This window comes from Pseudomonas sp. PNPG3, assembly GCF_023093815.1.
GTDB classification, from domain to species: domain Bacteria; phylum Pseudomonadota; class Gammaproteobacteria; order Pseudomonadales; family Pseudomonadaceae; genus Aquipseudomonas; species Aquipseudomonas asiatica.
On the sequence record NZ_JALLKV010000007.1, the window covers coordinates 123855 to 136315 of the forward strand.

Here is a 12461-nt window from a genome sequence, read left to right on the forward strand (position 1 = left end):
GTACCAATTCATTCTCGGGCAAACCCGCCCACAAAAAGGTACGCGGCACCGCCCATAAAAAAACCCAGGGCAACTGCCCTGGGTTTCTGGTTTTGCCAGACGCCTAACCGTTCTGATCAGAACGGAATATCGTCATCGAAGCTGTCGAAGTCAGCCGCCGGCTGCGGGGCTGGCTGCTGCGGGGCCGGGCGCTGAGGAGCCTGTTGCGGGCGCGGGGCCTGCTGGCGTGGGGCCTGGTTGTACTGCTGCGGCTGGCCGCCACCGTAGTTGCCGCCACCCTGGTTGTACGGGTCACCGCCCTGCTGCTGGTTCTGCGGACGACCGCCGAGCAGCTGCATGGTGCCGTTGATGTCGACGATGATCTCGGTGGTGTAGCGCTTGATGCCGTCTTTTTCCCACTCGCGGGTCTGCAGCTTGCCTTCGATGTAGCACTGCGAACCTTTGCGCAGATATTCGCCGGCGATTTCGGCAACCTTGCCGAACAGCGACACACGGTGCCACTCGGTACGCTCGACCTTCTGGCCCGACTGCTTGTCGGTCCACTGCTCGCTGGTAGCCAGGCTCAGGTTGGTCACGGCGTTACCGTTGGGCAGGTAGCGGACTTCGGGATCCTGGCCACAGGTGCCGACCAGAATGACTTTGTTAACCCCACGGGCCATAACGTTCTCCTAGGCTTCGCACGCCGAAGAGGCCGGGTTCACCAGGCGCTCGAGGGTCGTACGGTCCAAAATTTTCGTATCCAGTTTGATATAGATGGCGGCTTCTTCCGCCACCACGACGGCGTCGGTCACACCCGGTACAGCCATCAGGCGCTCGGTCAGGCCGGCTTCCCGGACTGCCTCTGGCGTCAGCGGCATGCGCAGGCTGGTCACATAGGGCGGCTCGTTCATGCGCAAGGCGACGACCAACCAGATGGCACACAGTACCGCACAACCGAGGAACACCATGTTCAGCCCGCCGTGCTGGAACAACCAGCCACCGAGGATTCCTCCCAGGGCAGCACCGAGGAACTGGCTGGTGGAGTAGACCCCCATTGCCGTCCCCTTGCCACCTGCAGGCGACACCTTGCTCACCAGCGAAGGCAGTGATGCCTCCAGCAGGTTGAATGCAGTAAAGAATACCACGGTGCCGATCACCAGTCCGCGCAAACCGTCAGCCCACTGCCAGAAGAACACCTCCACCAGCAGCAACACACTGACCGCCCCGGCCAGCACGCGTTTCATCTTGCGCTTTTTTTCGCCATAGATGATGAACGGGACCATTGCAAAAAATGAGATGAACAACGCGGTCAGGTATACCCACCAGTGCTGCTCCTTCGGCAGGCCGCCGCGCTCGACAAAGGCCAGTGGCAATGCGACGAAGCTGGCCATGAGGATGGCGTGGAGGATGAAGATGCCCACATCCAGGCGCAGAAGGTCCGGATGGCGCAGGGTCGGGCCGATGGCCTGGCGCGCCACACCCGACTCACGGTGCTGCAGGATGCTGTGGGTATTGGGCACCACAAAGGCGATCAGCAAGATGCCGACCAGGGCAAGTCCTGCCGTGGCGAGGAACAATCCTGACAAGCCAAAGGCACGAGTCAGCAATGGGCCGACGACCATGGCGACGGCAAACGACAGGCCGATGCTCATGCCGATCATGGCCATGGCCTTGGTCCGGTGCTGCTCGCGGGTGAGGTCGGACAGCAGCGCCATGACCGCAGCGGAAATCGCCCCGGCGCCCTGCAGGATACGCCCGGCGATCACTCCCCAGATGGAGTCGGCCTGGGCCGCCAATACACTGCCCAGGGCAAAGATGACCAGCCCCAGGTAAATCACCGGCCGGCGGCCGATGCGATCGGAAATCATCCCGAACGGGATCTGCAATACGGCCTGCGTCAGGCCATAGGCACCAATGGCCAGGCCGATCAGCGCAGGCGTGGCACCTGCCAGGTCCATGCCGTAGGTGGCCAGCACCGGCAAGACCATGAACATGCCCAGCATACGAAAGGCAAAGACCAGGGCCAGGCCGCCAGCGGCGCGGGTTTCGCCGCCACTCATGCGCTCGTTGTGGGTGTCGTGCATGGATTAACCTCGTGTGAACCGGCGGCGATTCTATCAGTCCGACAGCTTGACGGCATCTACGCGACGCTTTGCCGCGTACTGGCAGCGCGCCGTATACTTCCTTGTTTATGCCCGCCGAGCGAGGCCGCAGTGGACAAGATCCTGATTCGTGGGGCACGTACCCACAACCTGAAGAACATCGACCTGACCCTGCCCCGGGACAAGCTGATCGTGATCACCGGCCTGTCCGGTTCCGGAAAGTCGTCCCTGGCGTTCGACACCCTGTACGCCGAAGGCCAGCGCCGCTATGTGGAATCGCTGTCGGCCTACGCCCGGCAGTTCCTGTCGATGATGGAAAAGCCCGACGTCGACACCATCGAAGGCCTGTCGCCGGCCATTTCCATCGAGCAGAAGTCGACCTCGCACAACCCCCGCTCCACGGTCGGCACCATCACCGAAATCTACGACTATCTGCGCCTGCTGTACGCTCGCGTGGGTACCCCACGCTGCCCGGATCACGATATCCCGCTGGAAGCGCAAACGATCAGCCAGATGGTCGACCTGGTGCTGGAGCGACCGGAAGGCAGCAAGCTGATGCTGCTGGCGCCGGTGGTGCGCGAGCGCAAGGGCGAGCACCTGGCGGTATTCGACGAGCTACGGGCCCAGGGCTTTGTGCGCGCCCGGGTCAACGGCAAGCTCTACGAGCTCGACGAACTGCCCAAGCTGGACAAGCAGAAAAAACACAGCATCGATGTGGTGGTGGACCGTTTCAAGGTCCGCGCCGACCTGCAACAGCGCCTGGCCGAGTCGTTCGAGACCGCGCTCAAGCTGGCCGACGGCATAGCCCTGGTAGCGCCGATGGATGACGAGCCAGGCGAGGAGACGATCTTCTCCGCGCGTTTCGCCTGCCCGGTCTGTGGCCATGCCATCAGCGAGCTGGAGCCGAAACTGTTCTCCTTCAACAACCCCGCCGGCGCCTGCCCGACCTGCGATGGACTGGGGGTGAAGCAGTTCTTCGACACCAAGCGCCTGGTCAATGCCGAGCTCACCTTGGCCGAAGGCGCGATCCGCGGCTGGGACCGGCGCAACGTGTACTACTTCCAGATGCTCGGCTCGCTGGCCGCGCATTACGGCTTCAGCCTGGAGGAACCATTCGGCCAGCTTTCGGCCGAGCACCAGAAGGTGATCCTGCAGGGCAGCGGCAAGCAGAGCGTCGACTTCAAGTACCTCAACGACCGTGGCGACATCGTCAAGCGCTCGCACCCGTTCGAAGGCATCGTGCCGAACCTGGAGCGTCGCTACCGCGAGACCGAGTCGGCCACCGTGCGCGAAGAACTGGCCAAGTTCCTCGGCACCCAGCCGTGCCCCGATTGCCGCGGCACCCGCCTGCGCCGTGAGGCAAGGCATGTGTGGGTGGGCGAAAAAACGCTACCGGCAGTGACCAACCTGCCGATCGGTGAAGCCAGCAACTACTTCGGCGAGCTGACTCTGACCGGACGCCGTGGCGAGATTGCGGCGAAGATCCTCAAGGAAATCTGCGAGCGCCTGCAGTTCCTGGTGAACGTCGGTCTCGACTATCTCACCCTGGACCGCAGCGCTGATACCCTATCCGGTGGCGAAGCGCAGCGTATCCGCCTGGCCAGCCAGATCGGTGCTGGCCTGGTGGGAGTGATGTACATCCTCGATGAGCCGTCCATCGGCCTTCATCAACGTGACAATGACCGCCTGCTGGCCACCCTCAACCACCTGCGCGACCTGGGCAACACGGTGATCGTGGTGGAACACGACGAAGACGCCATCCGCCTGGCTGACTACGTGGTGGACATCGGCCCTGGGGCCGGCGTGCACGGCGGTCAGATCGTCGCCGAGGGGTCGCCGCAGGAAGTCATGGAGCACCCCGACTCGCTGACCGGCAAGTACCTGTCAGGGCGCAAGAAGATCGTAGTGCCGGCCAAGCGCACGCCGCGCAACAAGAAGCTGCAACTCAAGCTCAAGGGCGCGCGTGGCAACAACCTGCAAAACGTCGACCTTGAAATCCCGATCGGCCTGCTGACCTGCGTGACGGGGGTGTCCGGTTCGGGCAAGTCGACACTGATCAACAACACCCTATTCCCACTGGCCGCGACCGCCCTGAATGGCTCAAGCAGCCTGGAAGCGGCGCCGCATGCCAGCATGGATGGCCTGCAGCACCTGGACAAGGTAGTGGACATCGACCAGAGCCCGATCGGCCGCACCCCTCGCTCGAACCCGGCGACCTACACCGGCATCTTCACGCCGATCCGCGAGCTGTTCTCCGGTGTGCCGGAATCGCGTTCGCGCGGCTATGGTCCGGGGCGTTTCTCGTTCAACGTCAAGGGAGGCCGTTGCGAGGCCTGCCAGGGCGATGGCCTGATCAAGGTGGAGATGCACTTCCTGCCGGATATCTATGTGCCGTGCGACGTGTGCAAGAGCAAGCGCTACAACCGCGAAACCCTGGAGATCAAGTACAAGGGCAAGAACATCCACGAGGTGCTGGAAATGACCATCGAGGATGCCCGCGAGTTCTTCGACGCAGTGCCGGCGCTGGCGCGCAAGCTGCAGACGTTGATGGATGTGGGGCTGTCATACATCAAGCTGGGCCAGTCGGCGACCACGCTGTCGGGCGGTGAGGCACAGCGAGTGAAGCTGTCGCGCGAGCTGTCCAAGCGTGATACCGGCAAGACCTTGTACATTCTCGACGAGCCGACCACGGGCCTGCACTTTGCCGATATTCAGCAGTTGCTGGACGTCCTGCATCGCCTGCGCGACCACGGCAATACCGTGGTGGTGATCGAGCACAACCTGGATGTGATCAAGACCGCGGATTGGCTGGTGGATCTGGGGCCGGAGGGTGGTTCGAAAGGCGGGCAGATCATTGCCTGCGGTACGCCGGAAGAACTGAGTACGATGAAGCAGTCGTATACCGGGCACTACCTGAAACCGTTGCTGGAGCGGGATCGGGCGTAAGGCCTTGGGGGCGCTTTTTGCCCTTTTCGCGACAAAAGGCCGCTCCACAGGAGGAATGCATTTCCCTGTGGGAGCGGCCTTTTGTCGCGATAGGGCTGCAGAGCAGCCCCAGCCTTTTACATCTGCGACTGCAGGTAATTCTCGAGGCCAATGGCCTTGATCAGCCCCTGCTGCTTCTCCAGCCAGTAGGTGTGATCTTCTTCGGTATCAGCCAACTGAGCGCGCAGGATGTCGCGGCTGATGTAGTCCTTGTGCAATTCGCACAGTTCGATGCCTTTGCACAGCGCGCCGCGTACCTTGTACTCGAGCTTGAGGTCGGCCTCGATCATTTCCGGCACGGTGCTGCCCACTTCCAGGTCGTCCGCGCGCATGTCAGGGGTGCCTTCGAGCATGAGGATGCGACGCATCAGGGCATCGGCGTGCTGCGTCTCTTCTTCCATTTCGTGGTTGATGCGCTCGTAGAGCTTGGACAGGCCCCAGTCTTCGTACATACGCGAGTGAATGAAGTACTGGTCGCGAGCCGCCAGTTCGCCCTTCAGCAGCGTAACGAGGTAGTTGATTACGTCCGGGTGACCTTGCATCGCCCTGTTTCTCCATGTGAAAACGTCTATGCCACACAGTGTGAACCAGCTTTTGCCTGCGGTCACTGAAAACCGCGCAATTAGAAGCAAAAAATCGGTTAAACAGTAGTGATATTCATTGAAAAACCGCCCAAATGAGGGCGGTTCTTCTTATCACTTCGACTTAGGCGAGATTGACGCCCAAGGCCTTGGCAACCCCTTCGCCGTAGGCCGGATCGGCCTTGAAGAAGTATTGCAGCTGACGCTGGATCACGTCTTCGCTGACGCCTGCCATGGTGCCGGCTATGTTGTTTATCAGCAGGGCTTTCTGCTCATCGCTCATCAGGCGGAACAGCGCGCCGGCGTGGCTGTAGTAGTCGGTATCCTCGCGGTGGTCGTAGCGATCTGCCGAACCATTCAGGGCCAGTGCAGGCTCGGCGTGGCCTGGTGACTGCTTCGGTGCATCGCTGTAGCTGTTGGGCTCATAGTTCGGCGCGCTGCCGTAACTGCCAGCGGCCATGGAACCATCACGCTGGTAGCTGTTGACCGGGCAGCGTGGTGCGTTCACCGGCAGCTGCTGGTGGTTGGTACCCACCCGGTAGCGATGCGCGTCGGCGTAGGCGAATACCCGCCCTTGCAGCATGCGGTCCGGCGACAGGCCAACACCCGGCACCATGTTGCTCGGGCCAAACGCAGCCTGCTCGACCTCGGCAAAGTAGTTGAGCGGGTTACGGTTGAGCTCCAGCACGCCCACTTCAATCAGCGGGTAGTCCTTCTGCGACCAGGTCTTGGTAACGTCGAAGGGGTTTTCGTCGCGGCTGGCAGCCTCGGCTTCGCTCATCACCTGGATGCATACGGTCCAGCGTGGGTAATCGCCCCGCTCGATGGCTTCGAACAGGTCGCGCTGGGCGTAGTCTGGGTCAGTACCTGCCAGGCGCGCAGCATCTGCCGGTGCGAGGTTCTTGATGCCTTGCTGGGTCTTGAAGTGCCATTTGACCCAGGTGCGTTCACCCTTGGCATTGATCAGGCTGTAGGTATGGCTACCGAAGCCGTGCATGTGGCGGTAGCCGTCCGGAATGCCGCGATCGGAGAACAGAATGGTGACCTGATGCAGCGCCTCGGGAGAGTGTGACCAGAAGTCCCACATCATCTGAGCGTTCTTCAGGTTGGATTGTGGGTGACGCTTCTGGGTGTGGATAAAGTCCGGAAACTTCAGTGGGTCGCGGATGAAGAACACCGGCGTGTTGTTGCCGACGATGTCCCAATTGCCTTCCTCGGTGTAGAACTTGACGGCAAAACCACGGGGATCGCGCTCGGTATCAGCGGAGCCACGCTCACCACCAACGGTGGAGAAGCGCAGGAAGGTTTCGGTCTGCTTGCCAACCTGTTCAAACAACTTGGCACTGGTGTAATCGGTGATATCGCGGGTGACGGTAAAGGTGCCGTAGGCGCCCGAGCCTTTTGCGTGTACGCGGCGCTCAGGAATGTTCTCGCGGTTGAAGTGGGCGAGCTTCTCGATCAGGTGGAAGTCATCGAGCAGCAGCGGGCCGCGCGGGCCGGCGGAACGGGAATTCTGGTTGTCTGCTACAGGTGCACCGCTGGCGGTGGTGAGAATCTTGCTCATGGGCTCTCCTTATCGGTCTTCAAGCGCCGGCTAATCGGCTCTGGGAGAGTATTGACGAGCAAGGTTACAAGAACAAATGCATTACATGACTTGAATCAATAGGAATAAACAATACATCTTAAAACAAAAAACCGGGCACTAGGCCCGGTTCTTTGTAGCAGACAGAACGTCTTACTCAGCAGCTTCTACAGCACCGCCGACCGGACGATCAACCAGCTCGACGTACGCCATAGGAGCGTTGTCGCCAGCGCGGAAACCGCACTTCAGGATGCGCAGGTAGCCGCCCTGACGGGTGGCGTAACGCTTGCCCAGGTCGTTGAACAGCTTGCCAACAGCGGACTTCGAACGGGTACGATCGAAGGCCAGACGGCGGTTAGCTACGCTGTCTTCCTTGGCCAGGGTGATCAGCGGCTCGGCAACGCGGCGCAGTTCCTTGGCTTTCGGCAGGGTGGTTTTGATCAGCTCGTGCTCGATCAGCGACACTGCCATGTTCTGGAACATAGCCTTGCGGTGAGAGCTGGTACGGCTCAGGTGACGTCCACTTTTACGATGACGCATGATTCATTCCTTACCAAACACTACGTTCGGTGATTACGACGATCAGGCGGTCGCCTTGTCGTCTTTCTTAAGACTTGCAGGCGGCCAGTTGTCGAGGCGCATGCCGAGAGACAGACCACGAGAGGCCAGGACGTCCTTGATTTCAGTCAGGGACTTCTTGCCCAGGTTAGGAGTCTTCAACAGCTCTACTTCGGTACGCTGAATCAGGTCGCCGATGTAGTAGATGTTCTCCGCCTTGAGGCAGTTGGCCGAACGTACAGTCAGTTCCAGGTCGTCAACCGGACGCAGCAGGATCGGATCGATCTCGTCTTCCTGCTCGACTACGACAGGCTCGCTGTCACCTTTGAGGTCGACGAACGCGGCCAGCTGCTGTTGCAGGATGGTCGCAGCGCGGCGGATAGCCTCTTCAGGATCCAGGGTTCCGTTGGTTTCCAGATCAATGACCAGCTTGTCCAGGTTGGTACGCTGTTCAACACGGGCGTTCTCGACCACATAGGCGATACGACGCACCGGGCTGAACGAAGCGTCCAACTGCAGACGGCCAATGCTACGGCTTTCGTCTTCGTCGGTTTGACGGGAGTCGGCCGGCTCGTAACCACGACCACGAGCTACAGTGAGCTTCATGTTCAGGGCGCCGTTCGACGCCAGGTTCGCGATTACGTGATCGGGGTTGACGATCTCGACATCGTGATCCAGCTGAATATCGGCAGCGGTAACCACCCCCGAACCCTTTTTCGACAAGGTCAGCGTAACTTCGTCACGACCGTGCAGTTTGATAGCCAGGCCTTTCAGGTTCAACAGGATTTCAATGACGTCTTCCTGAACACCTTCGATCGCGGAGTACTCGTGGAGTACGCCGTCGATCTCGGCCTCGACTACTGCACAGCCAGGCATGGAGGACAACAGGATGCGGCGCAGCGCGTTGCCCAGGGTATGGCCGAAACCACGCTCGAGAGGCTCGAGCGTAATCTTGGCGCGGGTCGGACTGACTACCTGCACATCAATGTGGCGGGGAGTCAGGAACTCATTTACCGAAATCTGCATGGATGCACCTATTTTCTAGCCCTTACTTGGAGTAGAGCTCGACAATCAGGTTCTCGTTGATGTCGGCAGACAGGTCGCTGCGAGCAGGAACGTTCTTGAAAACGCCCGACTTTTTAGCAGCATCCACGTCAACCCACTCAACGCGGCCACGCTGGGCGCACAGTTCAAGGGCTTGAACAATGCGCAGCTGGTTCAGCGACTTCTCGCGAACCGCGACCACGTCACCCGGACGAACTTGGTAGGATGGAATGTTTACAGTCTTACCGTTGACGCTGATCGCTTTGTGCGAAACCAGCTGACGGGACTCGGAACGAGTCGAGCCGAAGCCCATACGGTAGACGACGTTATCCAGACGGCACTCGAGCAGTTGCAGCAGGTTCTCACCGGTTGCGCCTTTTTTCGAGGCTGCAGCCTGGTAGTAACCGCGGAACTGACGCTCCAGAACACCGTAGATACGACGAACTTTTTGCTTCTCGCGCAGCTGGGTACCGTAGTCGGACTGACGGCCACGGCGCTGGCCGTGGATACCTGGGGCTGCTTCGATGTTGCACTTCGATTCCAGAGCGCGAACGCCGCTCTTCAGGAACAGGTCAGTGCCTTCACGACGAGACAGTTTGCATTTTGGACCAATGTAACGTGCCATTTATCTGTCTCCTGATTACACGCGACGCTTCTTCGGCGGACGGCACCCGTTGTGCGGGATTGGCGTCACGTCGGTGATGCTGGCGATCTTGTAGCCGCAGCTGTTCAGTGCACGAACGGCGGACTCACGACCTGGACCTGGACCCTTGACGTTTACGTCGAGGTTCTTCAGACCGTATTCCAGCGCAGCTTGACCAGCACGCTCAGCAGCGATCTGGGCTGCGAACGGGGTGGATTTGCGCGAACCACGGAAACCCGAACCACCGGAGGTCGCCCAGGACAAAGCGTTGCCCTGACGGTCGGTGATGGTCACGATGGTGTTGTTGAAAGAGGCATGGATGTGGGCGATGCCATCAACCACTGTCTTTTTGACTTTCTTACGAGGACGAGCAGCAGGTTTTGCCATGTCTATATTCCTGGGCGATTACTTGCGGATCGGCTTACGCGGGCCCTTACGGGTGCGTGCGTTGGTCTTGGTGCGCTGACCGCGAACCGGCAGACCTTTACGATGACGCAGGCCGCGATAGCAACCCAGGTCCATCAAGCGCTTGATCTTCATGTTGATGTCACGACGCAGGTCACCTTCGGTGGTGAACTTCGCGACTTCGCCACGCAGGGTTTCGATTTGCTCGTCGCTCAGATCCTTGATCTTAGCGGCTGGGTTTACACCAGCGTCTGCACAGATCTTCTGTGCAGTAGTGCGACCGACACCATAGATGTAGGTCAGCGAGATAACAGCATGCTTGTTATCTGGAATGTTGACGCCTGCAATACGGGCCATTCAGTGGGACTCCAATTGACAGCTACCTACGCCCCGGAAGCCAAGAAATAGGGCGCGAGATAATATCGCTGTAGAAACGAATAATCAACCCAGCAGCACACTAGCTGCTGGGTTTGAAGCGCAGATCACACTCAGCCTTGGCGCTGTTTGTGACGCGGTTCCGCGCTGCAGATCACTCGTACGACGCCTTCGCGACGGATGATCTTGCAGTTACGGCACAGCTTTTTCACCGATGCACGAACTTTCATTACCGACTCCTCGAACCTTAGGGGCGTATCAGCGCAGCAGACCGCTGCCACCGTAGCCTTTCAGGTTGGCTTTCTTCATCAGGGATTCGTACTGGTGCGAAACGAGGTGCGATTGTACTTGGGACATGAAGTCCATCACAACCACTACCACAATCAGCAACGAGGTCCCGCCAAGGTAGAACGGCACATTTGCTGCCACCACCAGGAACTGGGGCAGAAGGCAGACGGCCATCATGTAAAGAGCACCGAACATGGTCAGACGGGTCAGAACGCCATCAATGTAGCGTGCCGACTGCTCACCAGGACGGATACCCGGAATAAAGGCACCGGACTTCTTCAGGTTTTCCGCTACGTCTTTCGGGTTGAACATCAGCGCTGTGTAGAAGAAGCAGAAGAAAATGATCCCTGCACTAAACAGCAGAATGTTCAACGGCTGACCAGGAGCGATCGACTGCGAGATGTCCTGCAGCCAGCCCATACCTTCGGACTGACCGAACCAGGCACCCAGCGAAGCCGGGAACAGCAGAATGCTGCTCGCGAAAATGGCCGGGATAACCCCCGCCATGTTCACCTTCAGCGGCAAGTGGCTGGTCTGCGCAGCGAAGACCTTGCGGCCCTGCTGACGCTTGGCGTAGTGAACGGCGATACGACGCTGACCACGCTCAATGAACACCACAAAACCGATAATCGCTACTGCCAGCAAACCGATAGCGACCAGGGCGAAAATGTTGATATCGCCTGTGCGCGCAGACTCGAAAGACTGCCCGATTGCTCTCGGAAGACCGGCAACGATACCCGCGAAGATCAACATCGAGATACCGTTGCCCACACCGCGCTCGGTGATCTGCTCGCCCAGCCACATCATGAACATCGCGCCTGCCACGAAGGTGGAGACGGCAACGACATGGAAGCCCAGGCCTACAGAAAACGCCACGCCCTGGTTGGCCAGGCCAATGGACATGCCAATGGCTTGAACCAGTGCCAGGATAACGGTGCCGTAGCGGGTGTACTGGCTGATCTTGCGACGGCCAGCTTCACCTTCCTTCTTCAACTGTTCCAGTTGCGGGCTGACCGCCGTCATCAGCTGCATGATGATCGATGCCGAGATGTACGGCATGATCCCCAGTGCAAAGATGCTCATGCGCTCAAGCGCGCCACCGGAAAACATGTTGAACAAGCTAAGAATGGTCCCCTCATTCTGCCGAAACAGATCCGCCAGACGGTCTGGATTGATGCCAGGAACCGGGATATGCGCACCTATCCGATAGACGATGATCGCCATGAACAGAAAGCGCAGACGAGCCCAGAGTTCCGACATCCCGCCCTTACCGAGCGAAGAGAGAGCACCTTGCTTAGCCATTTATTCCTCGAACTTGCCGCCAGCTGCTTCGATAGCCGCACGCGCACCCTTGGTGGCTGCGATACCCTTGATGGTGACTGCGCGAGTGACTTCGCCAGACAGCATGATTTTCACGCGCTGTACGTTCTGGCCGATCACGTTGGCATCCTTCAGGGATTGCACGGAGATCACGTCGCCTTCCACCTTGGCCAGCTCGGACAGACGCACTTCGGCGCGATCCATGGCTTTCAGGGAAACGAAGCCGAACTTCGGCAGACGACGGTGCAGCGGCTGTTGACCGCCTTCGAAGCCAGGAGCGATCGAACCACCCGAACGGGAAGTCTGACCTTTGTGGCCACGGCCGCCGGTCTTACCCAGACCGCTACCGATACCACGACCTGGACGATGCTTCTCGCGACGGGAACCCGGCGCTGGACTCAGATCATTGAGTTTCATCGATTAACCCTCGACCTTCAGCATGTAGTAAGCCTTGTTGATCATCCCGCGGTTTTCGGGAGTATCCTGGACTTCTACAGTGTGACCGATGCGACGCAGACCCAGGCCCTTAACGCACAGCTTGTGGTTAGGCAGACGGCCCGAGACGCTCTTGATCAGCGTTACTTTTACGGTTGCCATGA

Annotated in this window: 14 protein-coding genes; 1 reads left to right on the top strand and 13 read right to left on the bottom strand. The window is 59.5% G+C overall.

The features are described 5' to 3' along the window. Positions 1–116: 116 nt before the first annotated feature. A complete protein-coding gene (locus MJ643_RS07515) occupies positions 117–659 on the bottom strand; it encodes a single-stranded DNA-binding protein (RefSeq protein ID WP_013970644.1) in 543 nt (180 codons plus the stop codon). Positions 660–668: 9 nt separating this feature from the next. Next, a complete protein-coding gene (locus MJ643_RS07520) occupies positions 669–2063 on the bottom strand; it encodes an MFS transporter (RefSeq protein ID WP_015268752.1) in 1395 nt (464 codons plus the stop codon). A gap of 129 nt (positions 2064–2192) precedes the next feature. Between MJ643_RS07520 and uvrA the strand changes: the two genes are divergently transcribed. Continuing rightward, positions 2193–5027, top strand: a complete 2835-nt coding sequence (uvrA, locus tag MJ643_RS07525; protein ID WP_013970642.1) for an excinuclease ABC subunit UvrA — start codon at positions 2193–2195, stop codon at positions 5025–5027. A 116-nt stretch (positions 5028–5143) separates the two neighbouring features. Here the strand turns inward: uvrA and bfr are convergent, their stop codons facing one another. From bfr to rpmD, 11 genes are all read right to left on the bottom strand, one after another. Continuing rightward, positions 5144–5608, bottom strand: a complete 465-nt coding sequence (bfr, locus tag MJ643_RS07530; protein WP_003257116.1) for a bacterioferritin — start codon at positions 5606–5608, stop codon at positions 5144–5146. A gap of 163 nt (positions 5609–5771) precedes the next feature. Beyond that, entirely contained in the window at positions 5772–7211 is a 1440-nt protein-coding gene (locus MJ643_RS07535; RefSeq protein ID WP_013970641.1) for a catalase, read from the bottom strand. A 171-nt stretch (positions 7212–7382) separates the two neighbouring features. Then, positions 7383–7769, bottom strand: coding sequence for a 50S ribosomal protein L17 (gene rplQ / locus MJ643_RS07540; RefSeq protein WP_003255451.1), 387 nt, complete (start codon positions 7767–7769; stop codon positions 7383–7385). Positions 7770–7811: 42 nt separating this feature from the next. Then, positions 7812–8813: a DNA-directed RNA polymerase subunit alpha gene (rpoA, locus tag MJ643_RS07545; protein WP_003255452.1), complete on the bottom strand. Its 1002-nt coding sequence runs from the start codon at positions 8811–8813 to the stop codon at positions 7812–7814. Between the two features lie 22 nt (positions 8814–8835). Continuing rightward, the gene (gene rpsD / locus MJ643_RS07550) at positions 8836–9456 is read right to left on the bottom strand and encodes a 30S ribosomal protein S4 (protein ID WP_003257114.1); all 621 of its coding nucleotides are present in this window, start codon (positions 9454–9456) and stop codon (positions 8836–8838) included. Between the two features lie 15 nt (positions 9457–9471). Beyond that, positions 9472–9861, bottom strand: coding sequence for a 30S ribosomal protein S11 (gene rpsK, locus MJ643_RS07555; RefSeq protein WP_003255454.1), 390 nt, complete (start codon positions 9859–9861; stop codon positions 9472–9474). An 18-nt stretch (positions 9862–9879) separates the two neighbouring features. Then, entirely contained in the window at positions 9880–10236 is a 357-nt protein-coding gene (gene rpsM / locus MJ643_RS07560; protein ID WP_003257112.1) for a 30S ribosomal protein S13, read from the bottom strand. A gap of 131 nt (positions 10237–10367) precedes the next feature. After that, on the bottom strand, positions 10368–10484 hold the full coding sequence (rpmJ, locus tag MJ643_RS07565; protein WP_002555468.1) for a 50S ribosomal protein L36: 117 nt from the start codon (positions 10482–10484) through the stop codon (positions 10368–10370). Between the two features lie 28 nt (positions 10485–10512). Next, a complete protein-coding gene (gene secY / locus MJ643_RS07570; protein ID WP_003257108.1) occupies positions 10513–11844 on the bottom strand; it encodes a preprotein translocase subunit SecY in 1332 nt (443 codons plus the stop codon). After that, a complete protein-coding gene (rplO, locus tag MJ643_RS07575) occupies positions 11845–12279 on the bottom strand; it encodes a 50S ribosomal protein L15 (protein ID WP_003257107.1) in 435 nt (144 codons plus the stop codon). It abuts the gene before it with no gap. Between the two features lie 3 nt (positions 12280–12282). Beyond that, positions 12283–12459: a 50S ribosomal protein L30 gene (rpmD, locus tag MJ643_RS07580; protein ID WP_003255463.1), complete on the bottom strand. Its 177-nt coding sequence runs from the start codon at positions 12457–12459 to the stop codon at positions 12283–12285. Positions 12460–12461 lie beyond the last annotated feature (2 nt).

Excerpts from the sequence above, each read along its gene's own strand:
- secY (WP_003257108.1), bottom strand. The coding sequence starts at position 11,844 with ATGGCTAAGCAAGGTGCTCTCTCTTCGCTCGGTAAGGGCGGGATGTCG.
- rpsD (WP_003257114.1), bottom strand. The coding sequence starts at position 9,456 with ATGGCACGTTACATTGGTCCAAAATGCAAACTGTCTCGTCGTGAAGGC.
- rpsK (WP_003255454.1), bottom strand. The coding sequence starts at position 9,861 with ATGGCAAAACCTGCTGCTCGTCCTCGTAAGAAAGTCAAAAAGACAGTG.
- rplQ (WP_003255451.1), bottom strand. The coding sequence starts at position 7,769 with ATGCGTCATCGTAAAAGTGGACGTCACCTGAGCCGTACCAGCTCTCAC.
- rpmJ (WP_002555468.1), bottom strand. The coding sequence starts at position 10,484 with ATGAAAGTTCGTGCATCGGTGAAAAAGCTGTGCCGTAACTGCAAGATC.
- MJ643_RS07515 (WP_013970644.1), bottom strand. The coding sequence starts at position 659 with ATGGCCCGTGGGGTTAACAAAGTCATTCTGGTCGGCACCTGTGGCCAG.
- bfr (WP_003257116.1), bottom strand. The coding sequence starts at position 5,608 with ATGCAAGGTCACCCGGACGTAATCAACTACCTCGTTACGCTGCTGAAG.
- rplO (WP_003257107.1), bottom strand. The coding sequence starts at position 12,279 with ATGAAACTCAATGATCTGAGTCCAGCGCCGGGTTCCCGTCGCGAGAAG.
- rpmD (WP_003255463.1), bottom strand. The coding sequence starts at position 12,459 with ATGGCAACCGTAAAAGTAACGCTGATCAAGAGCGTCTCGGGCCGTCTG.
- rpsM (WP_003257112.1), bottom strand. The coding sequence starts at position 10,236 with ATGGCCCGTATTGCAGGCGTCAACATTCCAGATAACAAGCATGCTGTT.
- MJ643_RS07520 (WP_015268752.1), bottom strand. The coding sequence starts at position 2,063 with ATGCACGACACCCACAACGAGCGCATGAGTGGCGGCGAAACCCGCGCC.
- MJ643_RS07535 (WP_013970641.1), bottom strand. The coding sequence starts at position 7,211 with ATGAGCAAGATTCTCACCACCGCCAGCGGTGCACCTGTAGCAGACAAC.
- rpoA (WP_003255452.1), bottom strand. The coding sequence starts at position 8,813 with ATGCAGATTTCGGTAAATGAGTTCCTGACTCCCCGCCACATTGATGTG.